25 protein-coding genes are annotated in these 25,830 nt (G+C 39.9%); 14 read left to right on the forward strand and 11 right to left on the reverse strand.

The window, feature by feature from the left end; all coding sequences use genetic code 11:
• Positions 1 to 4: 4 nt before the first annotated feature.
• Genes FM107_RS05565 through FM107_RS05575 form a run of 3 tightly spaced genes read left to right on the forward strand, consistent with a single transcriptional unit; the run spans position 5 to position 3,227 of the window.
• Entirely contained in the window at positions 5 to 766 is a 762-nt protein-coding gene (locus FM107_RS05565; protein WP_086947529.1) for an RNA methyltransferase, read from the forward strand.
• The gene (locus FM107_RS05570; protein ID WP_143559441.1) at positions 766 to 1,932 is read left to right on the forward strand and encodes an MFS transporter; all 1,167 of its coding nucleotides are present in this window, start codon (positions 766 to 768) and stop codon (positions 1,930 to 1,932) included. Before FM107_RS05565 ends, FM107_RS05570 begins: the two co-directional genes overlap by 1 nt.
• Positions 1,933 to 1,976: 44 nt before the next feature.
• On the forward strand, positions 1,977 to 3,227 hold the full coding sequence (locus FM107_RS05575) for an AI-2E family transporter (protein WP_086947531.1): 1,251 nt from the start codon (positions 1,977 to 1,979) through the stop codon (positions 3,225 to 3,227).
• Positions 3,228 to 3,243: 16 nt separating this feature from the next.
• Here the strand turns inward: FM107_RS05575 and holA are convergent, their stop codons facing one another.
• Positions 3,244 to 4,254 carry a DNA polymerase III subunit delta gene (gene holA / locus FM107_RS05580; protein ID WP_086947952.1) on the reverse strand — a complete coding sequence of 337 codons (1,011 nt, stop codon included), beginning with the start codon at positions 4,252 to 4,254 and terminating at the stop codon, positions 3,244 to 3,246.
• Between the two features lie 81 nt (positions 4,255 to 4,335).
• On the opposite strand from holA, the gene FM107_RS05585 reads away from it, so the two are divergent.
• The 5 genes from FM107_RS05585 (at position 4,336) to FM107_RS05605 (ending at position 8,833) form a co-directional block, all read left to right on the forward strand.
• The gene (locus FM107_RS05585) at positions 4,336 to 4,803 is read left to right on the forward strand and encodes a type I restriction enzyme HsdR N-terminal domain-containing protein (RefSeq protein ID WP_086947532.1); all 468 of its coding nucleotides are present in this window, start codon (positions 4,336 to 4,338) and stop codon (positions 4,801 to 4,803) included.
• Positions 4,804 to 4,867: 64 nt separating this feature from the next.
• On the forward strand, positions 4,868 to 5,569 hold the full coding sequence (locus FM107_RS05590) for an ATP-dependent Clp protease proteolytic subunit (protein ID WP_086947533.1): 702 nt from the start codon (positions 4,868 to 4,870) through the stop codon (positions 5,567 to 5,569).
• A gap of 7 nt (positions 5,570 to 5,576) precedes the next feature.
• The gene (clpX, locus tag FM107_RS05595; RefSeq protein ID WP_086947534.1) at positions 5,577 to 6,827 is read left to right on the forward strand and encodes an ATP-dependent Clp protease ATP-binding subunit ClpX; all 1,251 of its coding nucleotides are present in this window, start codon (positions 5,577 to 5,579) and stop codon (positions 6,825 to 6,827) included.
• A gap of 87 nt (positions 6,828 to 6,914) precedes the next feature.
• Positions 6,915 to 7,730, forward strand: a complete 816-nt coding sequence (locus FM107_RS05600; protein ID WP_086947535.1) for an AMP nucleosidase — start codon at positions 6,915 to 6,917, stop codon at positions 7,728 to 7,730.
• 398 nt (positions 7,731 to 8,128) lie between these two features.
• Positions 8,129 to 8,833: an FkbM family methyltransferase gene (locus tag FM107_RS05605; protein WP_086947536.1), complete on the forward strand. Its 705-nt coding sequence runs from the start codon at positions 8,129 to 8,131 to the stop codon at positions 8,831 to 8,833.
• A 13-nt stretch (positions 8,834 to 8,846) separates the two neighbouring features.
• Here FM107_RS05605 and FM107_RS05610 read toward each other — a convergent pair whose 3' ends face one another.
• The 9 genes from FM107_RS05610 to FM107_RS05650 form a co-directional block, all read right to left on the reverse strand.
• Entirely contained in the window at positions 8,847 to 9,149 is a 303-nt protein-coding gene (locus FM107_RS05610; RefSeq protein ID WP_086947537.1) for a septum formation initiator family protein, read from the reverse strand.
• Between the two features lie 96 nt (positions 9,150 to 9,245).
• Positions 9,246 to 10,544: a phosphopyruvate hydratase gene (eno, locus tag FM107_RS05615; RefSeq protein WP_086947538.1), complete on the reverse strand. Its 1,299-nt coding sequence runs from the start codon at positions 10,542 to 10,544 to the stop codon at positions 9,246 to 9,248.
• Between the two features lie 141 nt (positions 10,545 to 10,685).
• On the reverse strand, positions 10,686 to 11,786 hold the full coding sequence (gene carA, locus FM107_RS05620) for a glutamine-hydrolyzing carbamoyl-phosphate synthase small subunit (protein ID WP_086947539.1): 1,101 nt from the start codon (positions 11,784 to 11,786) through the stop codon (positions 10,686 to 10,688).
• Between the two features lie 234 nt (positions 11,787 to 12,020).
• Positions 12,021 to 12,221: a YwbE family protein gene (locus FM107_RS05625; protein ID WP_086947540.1), complete on the reverse strand. Its 201-nt coding sequence runs from the start codon at positions 12,219 to 12,221 to the stop codon at positions 12,021 to 12,023.
• Between the two features lie 35 nt (positions 12,222 to 12,256).
• Positions 12,257 to 13,576 carry an RIP metalloprotease RseP gene (rseP, locus tag FM107_RS05630; RefSeq protein ID WP_086947541.1) on the reverse strand — a complete coding sequence of 440 codons (1,320 nt, stop codon included), beginning with the start codon at positions 13,574 to 13,576 and terminating at the stop codon, positions 12,257 to 12,259.
• Positions 13,577 to 13,631: 55 nt separating this feature from the next.
• Positions 13,632 to 14,792 carry a 1-deoxy-D-xylulose-5-phosphate reductoisomerase gene (locus tag FM107_RS05635; protein WP_086947542.1) on the reverse strand — a complete coding sequence of 387 codons (1,161 nt, stop codon included), beginning with the start codon at positions 14,790 to 14,792 and terminating at the stop codon, positions 13,632 to 13,634.
• 10 nt (positions 14,793 to 14,802) lie between these two features.
• Positions 14,803 to 15,594 carry a hypothetical protein gene (locus FM107_RS05640; protein WP_086947543.1) on the reverse strand — a complete coding sequence of 264 codons (792 nt, stop codon included), beginning with the start codon at positions 15,592 to 15,594 and terminating at the stop codon, positions 14,803 to 14,805.
• 219 nt (positions 15,595 to 15,813) lie between these two features.
• Positions 15,814 to 17,934, reverse strand: a complete 2,121-nt coding sequence (locus tag FM107_RS05645; RefSeq protein ID WP_086947544.1) for a DPP IV N-terminal domain-containing protein — start codon at positions 17,932 to 17,934, stop codon at positions 15,814 to 15,816.
• A gap of 164 nt (positions 17,935 to 18,098) precedes the next feature.
• On the reverse strand, positions 18,099 to 18,434 hold the full coding sequence (locus tag FM107_RS05650; protein ID WP_086947545.1) for a DUF3276 family protein: 336 nt from the start codon (positions 18,432 to 18,434) through the stop codon (positions 18,099 to 18,101).
• Between the two features lie 272 nt (positions 18,435 to 18,706).
• Here FM107_RS05650 and FM107_RS05655 point away from each other — a divergent pair, with 272 nt between their 5' ends.
• Genes FM107_RS05655 through FM107_RS05670 form a run of 4 tightly spaced genes read left to right on the forward strand, consistent with a single transcriptional unit; the run spans position 18,707 to position 22,848 of the window.
• Positions 18,707 to 19,597, forward strand: coding sequence for a hypothetical protein (locus FM107_RS05655; RefSeq protein WP_086947546.1), 891 nt, complete (start codon positions 18,707 to 18,709; stop codon positions 19,595 to 19,597).
• 5 nt (positions 19,598 to 19,602) lie between these two features.
• Positions 19,603 to 20,640 carry a sensor histidine kinase gene (locus tag FM107_RS05660; protein ID WP_086947547.1) on the forward strand — a complete coding sequence of 346 codons (1,038 nt, stop codon included), beginning with the start codon at positions 19,603 to 19,605 and terminating at the stop codon, positions 20,638 to 20,640.
• Entirely contained in the window at positions 20,633 to 21,373 is a 741-nt protein-coding gene (locus tag FM107_RS05665) for a LytTR family DNA-binding domain-containing protein (protein WP_086947548.1), read from the forward strand. Before FM107_RS05660 ends, FM107_RS05665 begins: the two co-directional genes overlap by 8 nt.
• A 26-nt stretch (positions 21,374 to 21,399) precedes the next feature.
• A complete protein-coding gene (locus tag FM107_RS05670) occupies positions 21,400 to 22,848 on the forward strand; it encodes a serine hydrolase (protein WP_086947549.1) in 1,449 nt (482 codons plus the stop codon).
• Between the two features lie 47 nt (positions 22,849 to 22,895).
• Here FM107_RS05670 and FM107_RS05675 read toward each other — a convergent pair whose 3' ends face one another.
• Positions 22,896 to 23,369 carry a hypothetical protein gene (locus FM107_RS05675; protein WP_143559443.1) on the reverse strand — a complete coding sequence of 158 codons (474 nt, stop codon included), beginning with the start codon at positions 23,367 to 23,369 and terminating at the stop codon, positions 22,896 to 22,898.
• 113 nt (positions 23,370 to 23,482) lie between these two features.
• Here FM107_RS05675 and purN point away from each other — a divergent pair, with 113 nt between their 5' ends.
• Positions 23,483 to 24,058: a phosphoribosylglycinamide formyltransferase gene (gene purN / locus FM107_RS05680; RefSeq protein ID WP_086947551.1), complete on the forward strand. Its 576-nt coding sequence runs from the start codon at positions 23,483 to 23,485 to the stop codon at positions 24,056 to 24,058.
• A gap of 210 nt (positions 24,059 to 24,268) precedes the next feature.
• Positions 24,269 to 25,795 carry a bifunctional phosphoribosylaminoimidazolecarboxamide formyltransferase/IMP cyclohydrolase gene (gene purH, locus FM107_RS05685; RefSeq protein WP_086947552.1) on the forward strand — a complete coding sequence of 509 codons (1,527 nt, stop codon included), beginning with the start codon at positions 24,269 to 24,271 and terminating at the stop codon, positions 25,793 to 25,795.
• Positions 25,796 to 25,830 lie beyond the last annotated feature (35 nt).

A 25,830-nucleotide genomic window follows, 5' to 3' on the forward strand; every position in this document is an offset into this window, starting at 1 on the left:
AGCAATGTTATCAAAAGCGCAAATCAGTTTAATTACGTCTTTGCACCATAAAAAATTTCGCAAGCAACACGGACTCTTTGTCGTCGAGGGTATAAAATCTGTTTCGGAGTTTATCTCCTCGAGTTATCAAATACACTGTGTATATGCAACGCCTGACGCTCGGACAAAAATGAGCAATTTACCGCAAAATCTAAAATGCATAGACATCACTGATAAGGAATTCCATAAAATTACAAGTTTATCCTCGCCCCAAGGGGTACTTGCTTTAGTAAAAACACCTCCAATTGAGGATTTCGACTGGAATAATCTCGAAAACACGCACAGTATAGTTCTCGATGACATTCAAGACCCTGGTAACCTTGGAACGATTATTCGGACAGCTGAATGGTTTGGAATAAAAACAATAGTATGCTCTAACGGTACTGTCGATGCTTTCAACCCAAAAGTGGTCCAGGCAACGATGGGATCGTTAGCACGTGTAAATATTCATTATACGGATTTGAATTCGTTTATTGACAAGAGCAACATAACGACATTCGGTGCCGTTTTAAGTGGACGTTCTATCTACCAAACGGATTTCGGGTCTTCTGGGCTCATTATCCTCGGCAACGAGGGTAACGGCATCAATGAGACGATAAAAAGTAATATCGATCACGCAGTAACGATTCCGCGAATTGGAGACGCCGAGTCATTAAATGTCGCAGTAGCGACAACGATATTTTGCTCGGAGCTAGCGCGCCAAAAGCTAAATCAGAAAAAACGGTAGTGAATAACACGACTTCGATTTACACACTCCCTTTCGCGCTGTTATGCTTAAGCTCGTTGCTTTTTTCTACGAGTTTTAATATGATTATTCCTGAGCTTCCCAATCATTTAAGTCAGCTAGGGGGCGCCGAGCACAAAGGATTAATTATAGCATTGTTTACATTAACGGCGGGAATTTCTCGGCCATTCAGTGGCAAACTAACGGATAAATGGGGCCGTGTCCCCGTCATGGCCGTTGGCTCGATGGTATGTTTTGTGTGCGGATTTCTATACCCATTAATAAGTTCCGTTGCAGGTTTTTTCATGCTTCGGCTCATCCACGGATTTTCCACGGGTTTCAAACCAACCGCAACGTCCGCTTACGTAGCCGACATTATACCGTCGAACCGTTGGGGCGAAGCTCTCGGCTTACATGGGTTATGCTTTAGTATTGGTGGAGCTATCGGACCGGCAATCGGGAGCTATATAGCTGCGGCTTATGGAATGGATCCATTATTCTATAGTTCATCAGCATTCGCATTGTTATCGATTCTGATAGTAATGAATATGAAAGAGACACTTAAAGTCAAAAGTCGATTTTCTGCCAAGATGCTACGCATCGAGCGATCAGAAATCATCGAGTTGCGCGTTATTCCTGCAGCGGTCGTTACGCTACTGTCGTATACCGGATATGGCGTAATTTTAACTTTAATTCCCGATTGGAGTGAACATCTTGGGATCGCCAACAAGGGTTTGTTTTTTACCGCATATACCATTTCGTCCATTGGTATTCGTTTTATTTCGGGGAAAGTTGCCGATCATTACGGACGTATTCGGGTGATGTTTGTTGGGACTTTTGTAGTCGCGCTAGCAATTTTATTTATTGGACTTGGAGACTCTATTAACGGACTAATTTTAGGTGCTGTGATTTATGGAATTGGGACCGGTATCTTATCACCGGCGGTGAATGCATGGACCATTGATTTGAGTTTACCGCAGCATCGCGGTCGTGCAATGGCGACGATGTATATTGCTCTTGAGGCGGGAATTGGTCTGGGTGCACTTGCAGCGGGATATATTTATGCTGATGATATCACGCGAATTCCTGGAATTTTTATTATCAACAGCATGGTTATCATACTTTCCTTTTTTTACGTTCTATATTGGAATCAACGAAAAAAAGTGTAATTTGATCAAAGATTATTGACAACTCGATTGTAGACGCAAAAATTATGGATAATTCCCAACAAAAATACCCCTATTCTTTTAGTCTAGCTTCGACATTGGTTGCTACAGCAATGATATTGCTGTTTGTGTATGCGACCCAGGGAGTACTTATTCCGTTACTTTTTTCGATACTTATTTCGATATCTCTCTATCCAATCACTCATTTTTTTGAAAAGCTTCGTGTCGGGCGCGCAACGGCTGCAATACTGTCTGTCATTGTGGCAATTGCAATTATATGGTCACTTGGATGGTTCATCGTACACCAGAGCATTATTATCGGGAAAGACGCAACAGCTATAACGGCGAAGGTTATCTCCGTCTTTGAACGGGCACAGAGCTGGATTGAACAGTCCTTCGGTATCGAGCGGACTGCAATGATGGACCAGATTGAAGAACAGGGAAGTAAATTGTTTTCAAATGTAGGAAGTATGGCGACGGCTACTTTCGGGTCGATTGGTAATATGCTTGCAAGTGCCATCCTAGTTCCTCTTTTCAGTTTCTTCCTGCTATACTACCGGGTGTTTTTCCGGGAATTCTTTTTTAAGGCATTCCGTAGCGTTCCTCAAGCGAAAGTGAACGACACATTAAATAAGATTTACACCGTCGTACAGAGCTACCTTTTAGGGCTTATTACCGTGATGGGTATCGTAGCTGTTCTTAATACGATCGGCTTGATGGTCTTGGGAATCGATTATGCTTGGTTTTTTGGCACACTAGCTGCATTGTTAATGCTCCTACCCTATATCGGAATTGCAATTGGATCCATTCTACCCGCATTATTCGCGTTAGCAGTTAAAGATTCCGCTTGGTACGCGATCGGTGTAATTGCGTGGTTTCAGGTTGTGCAATTTCTAGAAGGAAATATTATTACTCCGAATATCGTTGGTGGCAAGGTGTCGATCAACCCCCTGATGGCAATGATTACCATGATACTAGGAGGTATGCTTTTTGGTTTATCTGGATTAATATTAGCGCTCCCGCTTACGGCAACAATCAAGGTTATATTCGATGCCGTCCCTTCAATGAATGCGTTTGGCTTTTTAATTGGGGAGCCTGAAAAAGAACACCTAAAGATAAATGCCACACAAGAGCTACTTATGAAATGGGGTATTGTTCGAAAGCCACGAATGAAAAAGAAGGTCAAAGTCGACGGGGATGCTACCCCGCATGAACTCACAACTGAGAACAAATACAAAGAGGCCAACGAATCTAAACCACCGCGAAATGCAGGAGACGATCTCAAGAATGAAAAATAACAATTTTTGGATATCCCTAGTTTAATATTTTATATACAAGCTCGCGTAGAATTTCACCATGACCGGTGAATGGTCCAACATCAAGTCCCTTAGTTTTGAGATCATAGATCGATAATTGGTGAATGATATCAAATGACTTTCTTCTATTAAAGTTTCGCGCCGCCGTCTCATATTCTCGCACAAAAAAAGAATGTACCCCAAGCTCCTTTGCCACAGCATTTGGCGTTTTATCCTTCATATAATGATATTTAAGCACCTTGATGAAATAACTCCCTAAGCTGCTCATAACAACAGGTAGTGGGTTAGATTTAGGGTTTGCTGCAAAATAATCCACGATTTGGACGGCCTTCTGCATATTTCGTGCACCGAGTGCTGACTGAAGTTCAAAAACGTTAAAATCCTTACTGATGCCAATATTTTGCTCAACATGTAGAGGTAGCACCTCTTGATCAGACGGCACATTTAATATCAATTTCTCGATCTCATTAGATATTTTCGATAAGTCGGTACCCAGATAATCTGCCATCATCGCAGACGCTTGCGGATGAACCTTACGCTCAACGTTTCTAAACTGATCAGTAATCCACTCGGCAACTTTATAATCCTTTAATTTATCGGAATCGACAACAACACCTGCTTTATTGAATGCGTTAAAGATCTTTTTACGCTTATCTATTTTTCCATATTTATATGCTACAACCAATATAGTAGTGGGCGTGCAATTCTCAAGGTACTTCAAAAGAAGATTCTCCTCGGCTTTCCATTTCAGATCTTGCGCCTCTTTAATGATGATGAGCTGGTATTCGCTCATCATTGGATACCGTTTAGCCGAATTAACGATGGTATCAATATTGGAATCTTTACCATATAAAATGGACTGATCAAATCCTTTTTGGGCGCTATCGAGTACAGTATGCTCGAGCAAGTCGGTTATTAAATCAATATAATAAGACTCTTCACCATGCAAGAGGTACACTTGGCTGAATTTACGCTTTTTAATATCGGAAAGTACGGCATTGACATTCATACGCGCTAATTTACGACTTTTCGATCGATTCCGCGTTGTTGAAATATTTTGATTGAGCGTCAAAAAAATGTATTTTTGTATATGTTCCAGCCCATTCAATTAAACTTACCGAGCTGCTCTTCCAAAATCACAAGAAAATCAAACAAGCTTTATATTTTCGATGAGCTTCGTAAGCGCGATCTTGTATTGACGCCGGAAGAATGGGTACGACAGCATTGGGTTCATTACCTCTATACCCACAAAGGCTATCCAAAGTCATTGATGCAAATTGAAGGAGGGTTGAAATTAAACACTTTACAAAAACGAAGCGACTTACTGATCTACAACAACAATGGCGAAAAGATACTTTTGGCAGAATTTAAAGCGCCCACTGTCAAAATTACCGAAAATACATTCCATCAGGTTGCAAACTACAATAGTGTACATAGAATCCCTTTATTAGTAGTTAGCAACGGATTAGAGCACTATTATTGCCGCATAAATTTCAAAGAAAAAAAGTTTGAGTTTATCCTCGATCTGCCAAATTATAATTCGGCTCTTAATTTGTAGTTCAGATTAAAATCATATTTTTACGTCATATATCAAATAATCAAAAACAGAAACACTTACAACAATGAATATAGATAAAAACGAATTCAGAAAATACGCCATTAAGCATCATCGCATTGGCAGTCAACACGTCGACGGTTTTATCTCGCGCGTTCAGCAAAACTCGCCGGTGAATCTAACTCCGTATATCGTTGAAGAGCGACAATTAAATGTAGCCCAGATGGATGTATTCTCGCGATTAATGATGGACCGCATTATCTTCTTAGGAGACGCAATCAATGACCAAGTGGCGAATATTGTGCAGGCACAGTTATTATTTTTACAATCAACTGATGCACAACGTGATATTCAAATATACATCAACTCTCCAGGAGGAAGCGTTTACGCAGGCTTGGGAATCTACGACACCATGCAATATATTGCTCCCGATGTTGCCACCATATGTACGGGAATAGCCGCTTCCATGGGCGCGGTTCTATTGGTTGCCGGCGCAAAAGGAAAACGTGCTGCCTTGAAACATGCTCGTGTTATGATTCACCAACCATCTGGTGGAGCGCAAGGCGTTGCATCTGATATGGAAATCAACCTACGCGAGATGCTTAAGATAAAAGAAGAATTATACAACGTTATCTCCAGCCACTCCGGTCAATCCTACAAATGGGTTGAAACGTCATCTGATCGTGATTTTTGGATGAAAGCCGAAGAGGCCAAGGAAGTTGGTATGATTGATGAGGTATTATCGCCGAAGAAAGAAGTTAAAAAATAATTATTCAATGAGTAAGATTAATAACAAAGAGATTCGTTGTTCATTTTGTGGCATAAGTAAAAATGATGCGCAAATGCTGATTGCTGGAGACGGAGCTCATATATGCGACCGTTGTGTAACACAGGCCGGCGAAATCTTAACAGAAGAATTAAAACAGAGAAAAAGCAAGTCGTTACAAACGACCTTGAAATTGATACGTCCTGTTGAAATAAAAGAACATTTGGATCAATATGTGATCGGACAGGACGACGCAAAAAAAGTAATTTCGGTTTCGGTTTACAATCACTATAAAAGGCTTAATCAAAAGGTTGACAAGGATGAGATAGAAATCGAAAAATCGAATCTAATCATCGTTGGAGAAACCGGTACAGGTAAAACATTACTTGCAAAGACCGTTGCGAAGATTCTCAACGTACCCTTCTGCATTGTTGATGCAACAGTATTAACAGAAGCGGGCTATGTTGGTGAAGACGTAGAAAGCATCCTAACCCGCCTTTTACAAGCAGCAGACTATGACGTGGCTTCAGCAGAGCGTGGTATTATATACATCGATGAGATTGATAAAATTGCTCGCAAAAGTGACAATCCGTCAATCACCCGAGATGTTTCTGGTGAAGGTGTTCAACAGGCACTTCTAAAAATTCTAGAAGGCACTAACGTGAACGTTCCGCCTCAAGGCGGCCGTAAGCATCCAGATCAAAAAATGATATCTGTGAATACGAGCAATATTCTCTTTATTTGTGGTGGTGCATTTGATGGCATCCAGAAGAAAATTGCCAATCGTTTGAAAACACAGACAGTGGGCTATAAAATGAGTGATGAGGAAATGGAGATCGATCTTCAAAACTTGTTCAAATACATTACGCCACTCGATCTCAAAAATTTCGGTTTGATTCCAGAATTGATCGGACGGTTGCCCGTGTTAACCTATTTAAACCCACTTGATCGCGAAACGCTAACAAGTATCCTAACGGAACCAAAAAATGCTCTGATAAAGCAATACGTTAAGCTGTTCGAATATGAAGGCGTCGAGGTTATATTTGATAAAGAAGTGTACAACTTCATCGTGGAAAAAGCATGGGAATTCAAACTTGGCGCTAGGGGTCTACGCAGTATTTGCGAGGCGATCATGCTAGATGCAATGTTTGAAACACCAACATCAAAAGAGCAAGGTGAGAAAAGTACGTTGCATATAACGCTCGATTATGCAAAACAAAAATTTGCGAAATCGGACATTAAGAAACTTCAAGTAGCTTAATTAAAAATCCCTCTCACGAGGGATTTTTTTTCCGAATCAAAAAGGTTTCTCGCCAGAAAAACCATTCATAAACTAAATTTCCATCTTATGTCGACAAAAAAAACGATCGAATCGCCAATCACTCCGGGATTAAAAACAAAAAAAGATATAGTCAATAATTGGTTACCACGATATACTGGCTGCCCGCTTGATGAATTTGAGGAATATATATTGCTAACTAACTTCTCGAAGTACCTTGATATGTTCTCCGAGATGAACGACAAAGCCCCAATATATGGAAACGACAAAGCAATGCAGGCTTGTTCTGCTGGCGGAATAACCATCATAAATTTCGGAATGGGAAGTCCGATGGCAGCAACTATAATGGATCTGTTATCGGCAGTTTCCCCTAAAGCGGTGTTGTTTTTAGGAAAAACGGGGGGGCTTAAGAAAAAGATTCCCGTTGGGGAACTTATTCTGCCAATTGCAGCAATTCGTGGCGAGGGCACTTCAAATGACTACTTTCCTGCCGAAGTGCCATCCCTCCCTTCTTTCGCTTTACAGAAAGCTATATCAACAACAATCAGAGACTATGCACGAGACTATTGGACGGGAACGGTCTATACAACAAATCGACGAGTTTGGGAGCACGACAAAGCGTTTAAAAAATATTTAAAAGCAATTCGTGCGATGGCGGTAGACATGGAGACTGCCACTATCTTTAGTGTGGGGTTTGCCAATAAGATTCCAACAGGAGCATTACTACTGGTGTCCGATCAGCCTATGGTTCCTGAGGGTGTAAAAACATCAGATAGTGACCTCACGGTAACTGCAAAATATGTAGAGACACATTTAAAAATTGGTATCGACGCATTAAAACAACTTATAAATGATGGGCTTACAGTCAAGCATCTGAAGTTTTAACTAATTAAAATATCAAATTCCTATTTTGAAGTTGAACCTCGTGGCATTGACTTTCGAAATAAGCATTTGGTATGCCCTCCGATTCGTCGATGATCCCCCTATTACGCTAGGTTTACGTAGGGCAATTTATGATTAGCGCGTGCACTAGCGCTCATAATATTCAGTTCGTTTGCAAGCCCCTTATAAAAATTACATTAGGTAATTTATACGTGTTCCAAATCTTTTATTGCCCTCAACACACAATTATCCTTATTTATACGTTATAGTTAGAGTAAGGCCAAATTCGAAAAGAAACAGTGCAACATATTGAACTATACCCCTCAAGGAATAATCTAGGTATATAAACAGGCATATTCCAATTTGTCCATACTTATTAGCTTTACTGAAATAGGTTATAAATGGAGAGAAACAACAAACTTAAGCGACTTGAATATTGGATTAAAGCACGCATAGGGTTAATCGCCTATGTAAAAGTACAAAAACACGTCTACAAAAAATGGTACGGAAATAAATATGGCGGTTTCTATCTCAATCCAAATCTAATTTCACAAGATGCTATAATCTATTCCTTCGGTGTTGGGGAAGATATTTCTTTCGACCGCGCGGTACTAAAGCAGCATAATGCCCAAATATTTGCTTTTGACCCGACGCCAAAATCAATAAAATGGGTAGCAAAACAGCATCTGCCCGAAACGTTTAATTTTTTCCCTTATGGGATAGGGAATAAAACCGAACAGGCGAAATTCCATTTACCAAAAAACAAAGAACATGTCTCCGGAAGCATTTATGAACATAACCTCGTTGAGAACAAGCAATTTATAAGCGTGCCATTAAAATCCTTTGACGACATCTTAAAGGAATCTGGACATACGGAAATTGACGTCCTTAAGATGGATATCGAAGGGTCTGAATATTGTGTAATGGAAGGGATTTTAAAGTCGAATAGTTCGATCAAACAAATACTTTTGGAGACTCATGAACGCTTCTTCAAAGATGGCAGAACAAAAGGCCGTGCACTATTTAATTTAATGGAAGAACACGGTTACAAAATATTTGCTATTTCCGATACCTATCAAGAAATATCATTTATGAAAATGGATTAAACGGAATGATGATTTAATCCTTAGATGGACTTACATATTTAATTACATAGACATCTTCATTGTCTTTCTTCATCTTGTAGCGCTCTCGGGCGATACGCTGAATTTCGGTCTGGTTTTCCTGAACGTCAATTATTGCTTTCTCAATCCGGACAGTTTCTGATTCATAGAATTCCTTCTCTGTCCGAAGCTTCTCTTCTTCTTTAAGATAGGAATATTGGGTACTTACATCATACCGATCGAAAAAGCACATCCATACTACAAAAGCTACTCCTGCAATCAAGTATTTATTGCGAATCAATAAAAGAAAACGTTCCATCAACAAAAATTAAATCTTCCTTAAAGATAGAAATTATTATCAATAAAAAGGGAGCTTTTTAGAGCTCCCCTTTTAAAATAACATTGTTTTATGTTATTATTTCTTAATAGCATATTTAAAGTTATTACCGATAAAGCGTGCATTTTCACCTAACTCCTCCTCGATACGTAATAACTGGTTGTATTTGGCCATACGGTCTGAACGTGAAGCAGATCCTGTTTTGATCTGTCCACAGTTCAATGCTACTGCCAAATCAGCGATAGTAGAATCTTCGGTTTCACCCGAACGGTGCGACATTACTGACGTATAACCTGAAGTCTGTGCCAATGTAACCGCATTAATCGTCTCAGTCAATGAACCAATTTGGTTCACTTTAACTAAAATAGAATTAGCTGTATCTTCATCAATACCTTTTTGTAAACGCTTTGTATTAGTAACAAATAAGTCATCTCCAACTAATTGTACACGGTCACCAATTTTCTCCGTCAACGTCTTCCACCCTGACCAGTCGTCTTCATCCATACCATCTTCAATAGAAATGATTGGGTATTTCTGTGTTAATTCTGCTAAGTACGCTGCTTGCTCCTCACTAGAGCGAACGGCACCTTTATCTCCTTCAAACTTGGTGTAATCGTACTTACCATCTTCAAAGAATTCTGATGAAGCGCAATCTAAGGCTAAGCAAATTTCGGCACCTGGTTTATAACCAGCTGTTTCGATCGCCTTAAGAACGGTTTCAACCGCATCTTCTGTGCTATCAAATTTCGGAGCAAACCCACCTTCATCACCCACTGCAGTAGATAGGTTACGATCATGCAGAATTTTCTTTAGATTATGGAATACTTCAGTTCCCCAACGTAGAGCCTCGGAGAAAGATGGAGCACCAACCGGCATGATCATAAATTCCTGAAAAGCAATAGGTGCATCTGAATGCGAACCACCGTTAATGATGTTCATCATCGGAATTGGAAGTGTATTTGCATTTACGCCTCCAATATAACGGTATAATGGTTGGCGGGATTCTTGTGCAGCAGCTTTAGCAACAGCTAAAGAAACACCGAGAATAGCATTCGCGCCCAAATTTCCTTTATTTTCGGAGCCATCAAGATCGATCATGATTTGATCGATTGAATTTTGTTCGAATACATCAATACCATTCAATGCTTCCGCAAGTTTCGTATTTACATTCTCAACCGCTTTAAGCACGCCTTTGCCCAAGTACTTTGACTTGTCTCCATCACGTAACTCTACTGCTTCGTGGATCCCTGTCGACGCACCAGAAGGCACAGCCGCACGACCAACAAAACCATTTTGTGTAGTAACATCTACTTCAATTGTAGGATTACCGCGCGAATCAAGTATCTGGCGCGCATGAACATCGATTATTAAACTCATCTCTTTTATTATTGTCTTTTTAAAATTCAACCTTAGTGTATAATGAACACTAAGATAACAGTTATAATTTGTAATATCAAATATATATATTCCAAAATTAAGAAGTCAAAAAAGGCTAAACAAAAGTTTAGCCTTTTTTTATTAACCCTTAATCATAGCAATGAAATCATCAAATAAGTAGCGCGAATCGTGTGGACCCGGGGAAGATTCGGGGTGATACTGTACAGTGAATGCTTTTTTACCTTTTAAACGGATCCCCTCAATTGATTCGTCATTTAAGTTGATATGCGTGACTTCCACTTTATCCGATTTTAAAACATCTTCTTTTACCACGGCAAATCCATGGTTTTGCGATGTAATTTCACAACGATTAGCGATTATGTTTTTCACCGGGTGATTAATTCCACGGTGTCCATTATGCATTTTTTGGGTACGAATACCATTTGCCAATGCTAACATTTGGTGCCCAAGACAGATGCCGAACATCGGCTTATCAGCCTGCGTAATCTTCACGATGGTCTCAATTGCGTAATCCATTGCTGCAGGATCACCAGGACCGTTGGAAATAAAATAACCATCTGGCTGCCATTCTTCCATCTCTTCAAAGGTTGTTCTAGCAGGGAAAACTTTCGCATATACTTGACGAGAATCGAAGTTCCGAAGAATATTTTTCTTAATACCGAGGTCTAATACCGCGATTCTGGTCGGAGCTTCCTCTTCACCAAAGAAGTAAGGCTCTTTGGTCGACACCAAAGAGGATAATTCCAAACCTTCCATAGACGGCACGTCAACTAACAAGGCTTTTAGTGACTCGGGGTCCAGATTCTCCGATGAGATGATTGCATTCATCGCACCTTTATCGCGGATGTGACGAACTAACGAACGGGTATCGATATCAGATATTCCCACAAGATTTTCTTCTTCGAAATAGGTCTGTATCGACTTATCTGCCATATGGCGGCTATAATTGATATTATAGTTTTTACAGACTAAACCGGCAATCTGAATATTCTCAGATTCTGAATCTTCCTGATCGATTCCATAGTTACCAATATGCGCATTGGTTGTTACCATAATTTGCCCATAGTAAGACGGATCAGTAAAAATCTCTTGATAACCCGTAGTCCCCGTATTAAAACAGATCTCTCCCGAGGTCGTCCCAATTTTCCCGGCTGCTTTCCCGTGATAAACTGTTCCGTCCTGGAGCACCAAAATTGCTGGTAATTTGCTGTAGTTGGTCATTCTATATTCCTATATGTATTTATGAGTTCGGTATTAGATATAAAAAAAGCCCAAACGGGCTAAAATAAAATATTTTTGTTTACCAATGTAAACACTGATGTCTTGCGACGCTGCGACGAGATATGTTACCCCATTTTTCACGAAAGTCAAAGGTACAGATAAATTCATGAAATATAAAAACTTTAAAAATTAATTTCGCCCTACAAGTTTTGTAACAGCGTGAATTCCGTAAAGTTAATCTTCATCAATAATCTCTTGTACGCGGCCTATTTGGCCATCTGCTAGCCGTACCTTTATTCCTCGAGGATGATAGGCCGACGAAGTCAATAAATCCTTCACGACTCCCTCAGTAAGGGTTCCACTCCGTTGATCTTTTTTAAGCACAATGTTCACCAGTGATCCAGGTTTAACATCCGCACGTGTCTTTCCGTCCATTCTTATAAAAAAAAGTCAGCCGAAGCTGACCATAGTTACCATTTTATTATATCGTTCCCTAAAGTAAAAATCATAAGCGCTATCAAAATAAAAAAGCCTACCATCTGCGCTTTTTCCAGAAAATTATCGCTCAACGGCTTTCCTTGTACCATCTCCACCAAAAGAAAAACAACATGTCCGCCGTCCAATGCCGGTATAGGTAAAAGATTCATAAAAGCTAGTGCCATCGATAACATACCCACTAAACTCCAAAACTTTGTCCAATTAACCTCTGTACCAAACATTTTGGCAATTCCGACCGGCCCCGATAGCGCTTTATCTGCACGAACGTCGCCTTTAAAAATCTTACCGAAGCCTTTGATGTTATCGGTGACTACAGAAAAAGCTTTATGGGCACCGATGGGCATCGCTTCTACAAAGCCATAATTTTGGGTTACCACTGGTAACGGGTCTTTTGCAATCCCAACGCCTACCATCGCACTGGAGTCAACGGTTCCCTTTGTGTGAATCAAACCTCCATCACGTAGAACAGCAACTTGAATCGGCTTACCAACACTATTTTTCAACTCGGAGGATAACTGATCAAAAAACACCATTTGCTTGCCGTTTATCGACACAATACTATCTCCGACTTGGAGGTTCATTCGTTCGGCTTCTGAACCTTTGACGACCTTGTTAACGCGGGACATTTTCTCACGAGGCTGAACGAATTCAATTGCTTTATGCTCCGCAATATCGTTTAAAATATCATCAGGGATCGTGATCTTCTGCTGATTGCCTGCTCTTTCAATCGTTAATACGGCATCCCCCATCAAAACGTCCGAACTCATTACATCACCGTAAAACTTGATCGCCGGATTCCCATTAACAGCAACAATTTGATCGCCAGGTTCAATGCCAATCTCTTTGCCGACAATACCAGGTACAACGCCATAATGCAATTTAGAGTTATCAATGTCTGACTCTCCATATGTGAAGGTCAACATCCAAAATACAACGACACCAACGATCACATTAACGATGATACCGCCAAGCATTACGATTAGTCGTTGCCAGGCAGGTTTTGATCGAAATTCCCACGGTTGGGGCTCCCCTTGAAGTTGTGCAGTGTCCATTGATTCGTCAACCATTCCTGCAATTTTGACGTACCCCCCTAACGGCAGCCAGCCAATACCATATTCACAACCTTTGTAGGTGAACTTGAAAAGTTTTACTCCCCAAGCATCGAAAAATAAATAAAATTTCTCCACTTTAATGCCAAAAGCTCGTGCTGCCAAAAAATGACCCAGCTCGTGTAATATTATTAAAATCGACAAGCCCAAAACAACTTGCCCAATCATCACTAATGTTCCCATTAAATCGTATAATTAAAAAATCAACGTATCTCAATTTTGCACGCTTGTGCAGAACCTATATACCTTTTATTAAATCTCGTGCCACTTTTCGCGTTTCCAGGTCTATGGCCAATAAATCTTCTAAACTAGGGGCTTCAACCTTATTTAACTGACACAATGTCGTTTCAATAAGATCGCTCATACCAAAAAAACTGATTTTATCATGTAAAAATGCATCGACCGCCACTTCATTTGCAGCATTCAACACGCATGAACGATCACCGCCGTCCAACAAACATTGGTAGGCGAATCCTAAATTGCGAAAAGTATCCATATCTGCCTTTTCAAAACTTAAAGTTGGAAAATTCGAAAAATCAAATCGCTCAAAACGATTCTTTTGCCGATAAGGATAAGTCAGTGCATTTTGAATCGGAAGTTTCATATCATGTAACCCTAATTGTGCTTTTATCGAACCGTCGGTAAACTGAACGAGTGAATGCACGATTGACTGCGGATGCACTACGACCTCAATCTGATCCATGTCGATATCAAATAGCCATTTTGCCTCTATAACTTCTAAACCTTTATTCATCAACGTAGCCGAGTCAATCGTTATTTTGGCGCCCATTACCCAATTCGGATGCTTTAGCGCCTGCTCCTTGGTTATTCCATTTAGAAATTGACGATCTTTTCCTCGAAAAGGACCACCTGAGGCTGTCAATATTATTTTCTCTATCGCATTATCTGCTTCACCATATAGACATTGAAAGATTGCAGAATGTTCCGAGTCCACGGGAAGTATCTTCACCTGATGTTTCTCGACCAAATCCATCATCAATTTACCAGCAACAACCAATGTCTCTTTGTTCGCCAGGGCAATATCTTTACCGTGTTTAATCGCATTAACAGTAGGACGCAAACCCGCAGCACCTACAATGGCATTAAGCACAACGTCAAGCTCCTCATACTCGACAACCTCTTCTAGCGCTTGGGTACCGGCCAAAACAGCCACACCTGAATTAAAGAGTGCTTCCTGAACACGCCGATAATGTTTGTTATTAACAATAACAACAGCTTTAGGTTTAAATTCTAGGGCTTGAGCGATAAGTAAGTCTGCATTATCCGCGGCCGATAGGACAGCGATCTCTAGTAAGTCAGGAAGAGCTCTAACAACCTCTAAAGCTTGCGTGCCAATACAACCTGTTGAACCCAGTACGGCAATATTCTTTTTCTTCAAAACAAATATATTAAATAATATTATTTAGTAGTTTCGGATCGTCACCACCATTATAATCCTTCAACATCTCGTGGTAAGCAACTGCCATGACTAAACTAACCGAAGGTATAACAAAAAAGGTATTTATAAAACTAAATATTTTTGCTGCCAAAAAATATTCAAAATACTCACAGGAGAGTTGGAAAAGATATGTCAGACCAATTGCTAAAAACAAGACCAGTAGACTAACGACATTTCCCCTCGTGAGGGCAATACTCAGTCTACAGGCGTGAAATAAATTTATTTGCTTATCTGCAATAAAATATGGAAAAAAGGTAATGCGCATAAGCACGAATACCATGATTACACCCGTAAGAAATGGACATACCTCCATGCTCAATGTTGTCATGTCTACCCCGAGATACAACAATGGGAAACTCACGATCGAAATCAACAAATACACGATGCCAATAAGGAAAGAGTACAAAACAAATCCTAAGAGGAAATTGACGAACTGCTTGGTGGTTGGTATGTAATCTTTAAAATCGGCATGTTCAATCCCGTACGCTAAAAGCAACGCGCGTTTAATCAAAATCAACTGCGTACCGAAGAAAACAGTCATAAATACAAAGCATAACAACCATTTTAAGGATACGCTGCTGTAATCTTGCATGTTCCAAGCTAAATAGCTCGACGTGTTGGAGGTAATAAACAATAAAAAACACAATCCTGCTATCGAAAAATAATGGTTTTTTAACAGCCCTATTGCCTTTAAGAAAACTTCATTTGCTTTAAATGTACTTTGTTTTAAATACTGTAGCATATTGTCGAATAATTATGCAAATATGAGATTATTTTAATTCACGTCAATGATCCGTATAACATATTTAGCATAAGATTACGATAAAATTAATCTATTTCTTATCGCAAAATAAAAAATTACAGGTTCGATAAAACCCGAAATACGCCCCAACACAAAGCGCAAAGTCCTGTTAAAACAACATTTTAACAGGCCTTTGCGCTATATAATGAGCATTATTAATTATTTAAAATCCTCCGGTAGCGGTTTTTCTAATAAGTATTGATAATAAAAACGAACACGTTCCTTAAAATCGTACGCTGATTTCGAACGATCAAAACCATGTCTGCTTCCCGGATATATCATGAGCTCAAAAGGAACATCGCGGTCGGTCAAAGCATCCACAAGTTGAATTGTATTTTGCATATGGACGTTATCATCCATATCACCATGCATAATGCGCAGCACACCTTTGTACTGATCAACATAGGATAAAATTGAACCATTTTTATATCCCTCTGGATTATCTTTGGGTGTATCCATCCACCGTTCGGTATAATGTGAGTCATATAGATCCCAACTTGTAACCGGCGCCCCAGCTATTCCGAAATCGAAATAATCGGCACCTTTGGTTAATGCTAAACAGGTCATGTATCCACCATAGCTATGACCGGTGATTAGCAATTTGTCATTAGCGACCCACGGTTTAGCTTTCAACCACTTAGCGACGGTGATATAATCGACCATCTCCCAATTACCCAAGTTTCTGTGCATTAAAGCAACACCTTGCTTCCCAAAATGACCAGACGATCGGTGATCACAAGTGATTTGTATCACACCTTCTTTGGCCCAGTACTGATTCTTCGTGCCTTTCCAAGTATTACGAACGCTACCAGCATCTGGTCCACCGTATATACTCATAATTACCGGGTACTGCTTATCTACATCAAAATTTACTGGATACGTAACAATCACGGGCAAATCGAATTGACCATCATCAGACTTTATTGTAAAATAGCTGGTCTTCCCAATGTTATATTGATCAAAATTCGGCGACTTGCTATCGGCAAGTTCTTTCACGATCCTGCCTTTGTTATCAACCAACGCTACTTTATTCGGTGTGGTTACGTTCGAATAACTAGTAATAAAATATTTCCCATCGGGCGACATCTTTACCTCGTGTGTATATTCCCCAAAAGTCAGACGGCTCAAATTTTTACCGTTATAATCTATCCGATAAAGATCTATTGTGGCTGAGTTCTCTTTACGCGCTGTAAAGTATATTACCTTTTTTCTTTCATCGATATATTCTAACGACGAGACCTGCCAATCGCCGGTCGTGATTGGATTTAACAGTTTACCGTCGAGCGTATACAAGTAATAGTGCGCCCAACCAGTTCGATCAGACTTCAAGATATAGTGTTTATTATCCGCTAGGTATGTGATGCGTTCGGCATGATCAAGATTTATCCAGCTATCTTGCTTTTCATCATAAAATTCAACCTTGGCACCATCTAATGGGTTAACAGAATAGAACTTCAAGTTCGTTTGATCCCTATTCATCCATTGAACCATTATTGACTTACTATCGAAACTCCAATAAGGAGCTCCAAAATATTGATCAACTTTCGGGTTAAAGTCTGCCCAAACCACTGCGGAACCTTCAACTTGAACAATTCCCAATTTAACTTCGGGATTGGGGTCCCCTGCTTTCGGATAACGCGTTTTCTCGACATAGCCGTGCTGGCCTGTTGAGCCGTAGATAGGAAACATCGGAACGTTAGTATCATCAAAGCGCATAAAAGCAATCTTTTTACTATCGGGCGACCACCAAAACGCTTTATATTCCGTTACTCGTCCAAGAATTTCTTCATAATACACCCAAGATGCCCATCCGTTGTATATAACATCCGTTCCATCGCTGGTATAGCGCGTTTCACTACCGTCCGCAATTTTAAGACTATATAGATCGCTCGACCGTGTAAATGCAATATAGCTCCCGTCCGGCGAGAGTGTTGGATTTTCTTCCGCAATGTGCGGTGAATCGGTCAACTTTTTCGCTTCGCTGCTGCCATAACGAATATATATATCGTTTTCCTTTACAAATACAACAACATCGGATTTTGGCGCCGGTTTATATAAGACACGCTCACCAGTCTTCACATCGACGCTATAAATCTTGTCATTCGTAATATCTTTCTCTAAGTAATGACGCGCGTCTACCCAGCCGGTATATTGGTTAATATTATTGGTCACAGATAACTCGCGTCCCCACGATTGTGAAAAATTAAGATCTTTTTTTTGCCCTTGAACCTGTGTAATAAATAAAACACTTAGAAGCGTGGCAGCAATAATTTTATTCATATATATCATTGATAAAGCGACGAAAATAAGAATTATTAGTTAATGAGTCCTGCTATAATTGTAATATGTTTATGCAAATAAGCCACAAACAATCGCAAGGGGCGAAAATGATTCAAAAAAAAAGCCACTCAAGTTGAGCGGCTTCATATATTTAACCTCGAAAATTAAAACGAGAAATCGTCCTTTTGAACTACCCCATTATTTTCATATGTCGTTTCCTCTTGATTTGGTTCGTAGCGTTTTTCCACGACCTCCTGATTGGATTTGATATACGCAACAACATCGGTCAACCCTTCAGCAAATTTTTCAAAATCTTCTTTATACAAGAAAATCTTATGTTTAATAAATTGACCATCTTCAAAACGTTTTTTGCTTTCGGTAATAGTCACGTAGTAATCGTTTGAACGAGTAGCTTTCACGTCAAAAAAATAAGTACGTTTACCCGCTCTCACCTTTTTTGAAAATACTTCTTCGCGCTCTTTGTTGTCAAAATCTCCCATTAGTAATGTAAGTATTTAAGTTTAAATCCCTTTTCAGTTATAAATATATAATAATTAAATTCAAACCGCCAAATTTTACAAAAAATAATGATATTTTTTATTTTCAATCAGGGCCAGTTTTACGCATTATGCGTCCAAAAATAATGTTGCAGAAAGTTTCACCGAAAAATTAACGGCGTTTACCGAAAAAGTCCATTGTATTACCTATTTTGGCTTAGTGGATCATAGGTAATGCGCTACTTTTGATTCAGACAATAAAACAAGATAACACAATGGAAAGAGACAGACATCATAACGCAACCCCACCGCCAATCCCGCCTAAAAACAACAAAAGCGCAAATATAGTTGGGGCAATCATTGTTTTTCTAGGTTTGGCCCTTCTCCTAAAAAATTTGAATATGGGAATCTGGTTTCCGAGTTGGATTTTTGGTTGGGAGATGATACTGATAATCATCGGACTGGTGATTGGTGTAAACTCAAGGTTTGAGAAAAAGTCTTCCGTCATATTAATCGCAATTGGCGTGCTTTTTCTACTGAAAGATTTAACCAATCTTTCATTCATGGGCGTAATTTTTCCGTTAGGGGCAATCATAATTGGAATATACCTTATTCTAAAAAACCGCTCCCAAAGCAATCACATCCCGCCGAATCCCCCAAACATCCCTCCATGCACGGATGAATTTGATTGGGATAAGCGCGTGGACACTGATCAAACGAGCGACACCTCGCACTTCGCCCATCCACCTTTTACTGCTGAAGAACCTAATGCTGCCCACACGGCAAATAATGGACAGAATAACGGAAATCGATATACTTATGAGGGAGACAGCTATGTTAAAATAGACTCTATATTTGGACATGTACGAAAAATTATTTTCTCCAAATCGTTTCTTGGAGGGACATTGACGAATGTATTTGGAAGTTCGGAAGTAAATCTGTTACAGGCCGACTTGGAGCAGCCTATAAGCCTTGATATTTTTCAACTATTTGGGAGTACGAAGATAATCGTCCCTCCCCATTGGATAGTGGTGACGACCGTAGCATCTATCCTCAGTGAAAATGACGATCGCCGTGTTATATTAACAAAAGTCGTCGATCAAAATAAAAGCCTCTATATCACGGGTACATCAATATTTGGAAACATTACGATCAAAAACAGCTAAGGAAGATGATTTTTAAATTGTCCACGAAGAATCGTTTAATTCATGTAAGCTCATGGACAATATGTATTATATACTTCGTCCTTTCTTATTTCTTATTGTGGTGGGATTTAGGATCCAAAAACATTTCACCTTATGAGCCGATCGTTGGGGCGCTATCGATCACCGCATGTTGTTATCTTATCTTTAGCACACTACAGTATTATCTACCTCGGAAAAACCAGTATTTAAAGATTACTTTAATTTGTCTTGTACTCACCCTAATGAGTATCGGCCTCTCAATATTCTTTTTAAACCAGTTTTTTGACGACCTTTCCCTGTCCCACTTTTACCAAGTTTTACCCCATCGGTTCATTATTAATTTCCTTCTACTTTTGTGTGTGATAATCATCAATATCTTTTGGAACATACAAGAAGAGTATGAAGAAAATAAAAAACGAAAGGACGAATCCGAAAGAATACTACGCGACGCTGAGCTCTATAACTTACGCCAACAGCTGCAGCCGCATTTTCTGTTTAATAGTTTAAATTCGATCATTGCACTCATTGGTGTAAAACCCGATGAAGCGAAAAACATGACGTTCCAGCTATCCGATTTTTTACGTGGAACAATGCGTAAGGATGATAAGCAGCTCATTTCCTTGAAAGATGAACTCGCACATTTACGTCTTTATTTAGACATCGAGAAGGTACGCTTCGGTCATCGGTTGTCCACGACCTTCCACATACAGGAAGAAACTGATCACAACAAAGTTCCTGCGATGATCATCCAGCCGGTCTTAGAGAATGCGATTAAGTATGGGCTCTACAACGTGATCGGTGATGTGGAGATTAGGATCCAAATCTACGTGGAAAACTATTTACTATTCATCATCATTACAAATCCGTATGATTCTGATCAATTCGAGACAAAGAGAGGAACCGGATTTGGTCTTTCAAGTATACGACGAAGACTGTTTCTATTATACGGTCGTACTGACCTTTTAGAAACCGCAATGAAAAACAATATATTTACCACTACCCTAAAAATACCGCAATATGATTAAGACGATTGTTATCGACGACGAACCTCTGGCACGCATGATCATTATCGATTATTTAAAGCAGTATGACGAGTTTCAATTAGTCGCCGAATGCGGCGACGGATTCCAAGGAGCGAAAGCAATTCATCAGCATACACCTGACTTGGTGTTTCTAGACATTCAGATGCCCAAACTTACAGGTTTCGAAATGTTGGAAATAATTGACGAAATGCCTAACGTTATTTTCACCACTGCTTTCGACGAATACGCAATTAAAGCTTTCGAAAAAAACGCTATTGACTACTTATTGAAACCTATCAGCAAAGAGCGCTTCGCGCAGGCTCTCAACAAACTAAAACATACACTTCCAAACACGGATGCCCCACAGCAAACGCGTGAACAAGTAAAAACGATACGGGAGGAAGAATCACTGGAACGGATTGTCGTAAAAAATGGAACACAGATCAAAATCATCCCCGTGCACCAAGTCACCTACTTGGAAGCTTACGACGACTACGTCAAAATACACACCAAAGACGCTATGTTTTTAAAAAACAAAACAATGGCTTCTTTCGAAAAACAGTTGGATCCAAAACAGTTTATACGTGTCCATCGCTCATTTATCGCCAAGGTCGATCAGCTGGCTAAAATCGAGCCCATGGAGAAAGAGAGCTACATAGCAACGTTGCTAACGGGAGAAAAAATTAACGTTAGTAAATCTGGGTACGCTCGATTGAAACAAATAATTGGCTTATAAATAATAGATTCTGTAATTTTACGCGTATGAGCCGTAAAATATTATTCATTCTGTTTTCCATACTCTCCCTTACGAGCTACGGGCAAAGTAAAACGGAAGCAATCAACCGCGCTGTATTCAACAAAGTTGAGTTCTTCATCAACACACAGTTGACAGACTCGATTTACAGCCTCGCATCAAATAACTATAAAGATAAAATAAGTGCCGACCAGCTTGCTTATACGCTAAGCAAGGTATATCAGTTGGGCCGTATCCGCAATGTTCAAGTCGTTGACTTTAATAAAAACACGGCAACCTATAGCCTCGAGTTTGATCAATATACTATTGACGCAAAATTCGCGGTCGACAGCACGTATCATTTTGAGCTATTATCCTTCTTATCAGCACAAAAGACAACCACTACGCAGGACAGCGTAGAAGCTCCTTTGGACGAACAGGCTTTAAGTGATGGTCAACCAGTCTCGGCTACGGATTTTTATATTGACTCCATCGCCAACACTTATATTGCCAACGGGAGCGCTTTAACTATTGCAATATTCCACCAAAATAAATATAAGTCGTTTGACTATGGGGAAACGAAAAAAGGTAACGGTACGCTTCCCACAGACACTACCTTATACGAAATAGGCTCGTTAACCAAAGTATTTACCGCCATATTACTCGCCGATCTTGTGACGAAAGAAATCGTAAGCTTGGACGATCCTATTGCAAAATTTCTACCCGATTCGGTGAGCGTAAATACGTATATCCAGGGGATTACTTTCAAGCAACTCGCGAACCATACCTCAGGACTGCCTCGAATGGCGAGCAATACTAATGAAGTAGCTGGATTTGATGAAAGCAATCCCTATGCATTATACAAAAGATCTGATCTTTTTAAATTTCTAAAAAATCATGAGTTAAATCCTGAGCAGGTCGACAGCTACGAATATAGCAATGTGGGTTACGGATTATTAGGTGAACTAGTTTCCATTATCAATAACAAGCCGTATATGCAGTGTGTACAAGAGGTCATACTCGCGCCCTTAAAAATGACGAATACGACTGATAGAAACGTCATCGATTCAAAACAACTTATCACTTTATACGACAAGGAAGGTGCCCCAACAAACGCCTGGAATTTTGACGCCATGATTGGTGCGGGGGGATTGAAATCCACCGCGCGCGACTTAATGGCCCTTGCTGTCGAGCAATTTAAAATGCCTGAAAATAAATTTCAGTATGCTTTAGCCCTTACCCGCCAATTTACGACCTTCACACCCGAGAATACGGATATCGGTCTGGCTTGGCAGATGAGTATGCTCGATGGGCTGATCTACTTCCATCATTCCGGGGGTACAGGGGGAGGCAGTTCGTTTATCGGGATTTCTCCCGACACAAAATCAGCAATCATCGTGTTATCTAACACAGCACACAACGTAAATGCCATTAGTAAAGCTATCTTAGAAAAGCTTATTGGCGACCCTAATAATTAAAAATTCTCTCTGCTAAACGGGTCTTGCTTCGGTTTACCAAAGAAAGATTAAAACATGGCGCTAATAGTAGATTCTCCTTGAAGAGAACGGATGAGCGTACGACTAGCTGCATCATAAAAATATGTTGCTGGGTAATTATCGGGTAGAAATTTCTCAAAAAATTCTGTACCCGGATCCCGCCAAAACGACACGTTAGGCTGACCCGAAAGAGATTTACCAAACATATTGATAAAGCCTTTAATATGTGCTTTATCTTGCATACATATAAAATAAATCGAAGTATCGGTGAATTTATTCAGGTTGGTAGAAATTTCCTGCGCTAATTCTTGACAATGACTACAACCGGGATCGTAAAAAACAAGCATGATTTCACCTTTTCTGGGTAGAGATTCCGAGAAAACCATTGTGGTATTCTCAATATTATAGATTGATTTCAGGAGTGGTAAGTGTTGAATATCCGCCTGTCCGAAGCAATACTGTCCGATTAACAGACACATAATTATTAATCTGTTTTTTGTCATTATTTTAAATTTAGCCCTTATTCACTATTCAAGAGCAACAAATGGCCCTTATTTTCGGAAAATTACCATATATTTGATAAAAGTCAATAACAAAAGATTAACAGTTCAATATTGTGAAAAAACGTATCGCTATATTTGCTTCGGGTTCTGGCTCTAATGCCCAAAAAATCATGGAGCATTTCAAATATTCGAGTCTAGCCGAGGTTGCTCTAGTACTTAGTAACAACCCAGATGCTTATGTTGTACAGCGTGCAGACAATTTTGAAATCCCCTCACACATTTTCGACAAGCGAACATTTTACGAATCAGAGGAAATAATTGATTTGCTCAAACGTCTCGAGATCGACATTGTAGTATTAGCGGGTTTTTTGTGGCTGGTACCGCAAAATCTGCTAAAGAGTTTTCCCAATAAGATTATAAATATACACCCTTCATTACTTCCCAAATACGGTGGTAAGGGAATGTATGGAGATAAGGTGCATAAAGCAGCGCTCCAAGCCGGTGACCAAGAGCATGGTATAACTATACATTTTGTGAATGAAAATTTTGATGAGGGCGAAGTAATCCATCAAGCCAAGTTTAAAATTGAATCAAACGACACCCTTGAAACGATAAAATTCAAAGGACAACAACTCGAACATCAATACTTCCCCCGCGTAATCGAGAATCTATTAAAAAAATATAATTAAGCGTCTTTTACGCAGCAAGAAGTTTCAACTATCCATAAGTATTGCCCAATTCTCGTATTCCTCTCCGTTACAGCCGTATTTATCAAGGTGCAATACACCGCAAAGTTCTGCTATTTTCTCCACTCTACGGGCGACCCGACATGCAAATAATGAAAAAGTCGAAAGATATTGGATCAATATTCGTATCTTTGCGGCTCCAAAACTATTACGATGAATCATCCTGTTAAGATCAAAAATGCTTTGGTTTCAGTCTATTATAAAGACAACCTAGCACCTTTAATTCAACTATTAAATAATTACGGAGTAACTTTCTACTCTACCGGTGGTACGGAAGCCTTCATCCGAGACCAAGGAATAGATGTAGTTCCGGTGGAAGAATTAACGAGCTACCCTTCAATCTTGGGGGGGCGCGTAAAAACACTACACCCGAAAGTGTTTGGCGGTATTCTCGCACGTCGTCCGTTAGAAAGTGACCAACAACAATTGGCACGGTATGAAATCCCAGAAATCGACCTGGTAATAGTGGATTTATATCCATTTGAAGAAACAGTTGCATCCGGGGCATCCGAAGAAGATATTATCGAAAAAATTGACATCGGGGGAATCTCTCTCATCCGCGCTGCCGCTAAAAATTTTAATGACGTAGTCATCATTTCCTCAAAAAACGACTATACGGAACTAGAAGAGATACTTGCTAACCAAGAGGGACAAACGACCTTAGCGCAACGTCGTGAATTCTCGAAACGAGCATTTAACACTTCTTCGCACTACGACACTGCGATTTTCAATTACTTTAATCAAGACGCACCAATACCTGCATTTAAACAGTCTATACAGCAATCTCAATCGCTCCGCTACGGCGAGAATCCGCATCAAAAAGGCGTATTCTTTGGTGACTTAGATGCTATTTTTGACAAGTTAAATGGTAAAGAGCTCTCATACAACAATTTAGTGGATGTAGATGCTGCTGTCGCTATTATTGATGAATTTACAAATCCTACTTTCGCGATTCTTAAACACACGAACGCCTGTGGGGTGGCTTCACGGTCAACAGTAAAAGAAGCGTGGGACGATGCACTAGCATGCGATCCCGTGTCGGCCTTCGGTGGTGTATTGATTACCAATGGCGAAATCGATGAGATTACAGCTGCAGAGATCAACAAACTATTCTTCGAGGTATTGATCGCACCTTCCTATTCCCCGGAAGCATTAAATACTTTGAGGGGTAAAAAGAATCGTATTATCCTGCGACGTAAGGAATTAAAATTACCAACAGAGCAATTTAAAACGTTATTAAACGGCGTGATCCTACAAGATAAAGACCATACTGTTGAAGCCCCTTCAGAAATGCAAACAGTAACCACTGTCCAACCATCGGCAGAACAGCTAGAAGATCTTTATTTTGCCAATAAAATTGTTAAACATACAAAGTCAAATACGATTGTATTCGCGAAGAACGGAACTTTGATAGCATCCGGTGTCGGTCAAACCTCGCGGGTGGACGCATTAAAACAAGCGATCGAAAAAGCTGAGAACTTCGGCTTCGATATCAAGGGAAGTGTGATGGCTTCCGATGCATTTTTCCCTTTTCCTGATTGCGTGGAAATTGCAGGTAATGCCGGCGTGAAAGCTGTCCTTCAACCAGGAGGATCGATTAAAGATCAGCTATCGGTCGAGATGGCAAATGAAAAAGGTGTTGCAATGGTTATTACCGGGGTGCGACATTTTAAACATTAAGAACATATTTACCGAAAATAACGATCAAAATTTAT

This window comes from Sphingobacterium sp. JB170, from assembly GCF_900163865.1.
Taxonomy (GTDB): domain Bacteria; phylum Bacteroidota; class Bacteroidia; order Sphingobacteriales; family Sphingobacteriaceae; genus Sphingobacterium.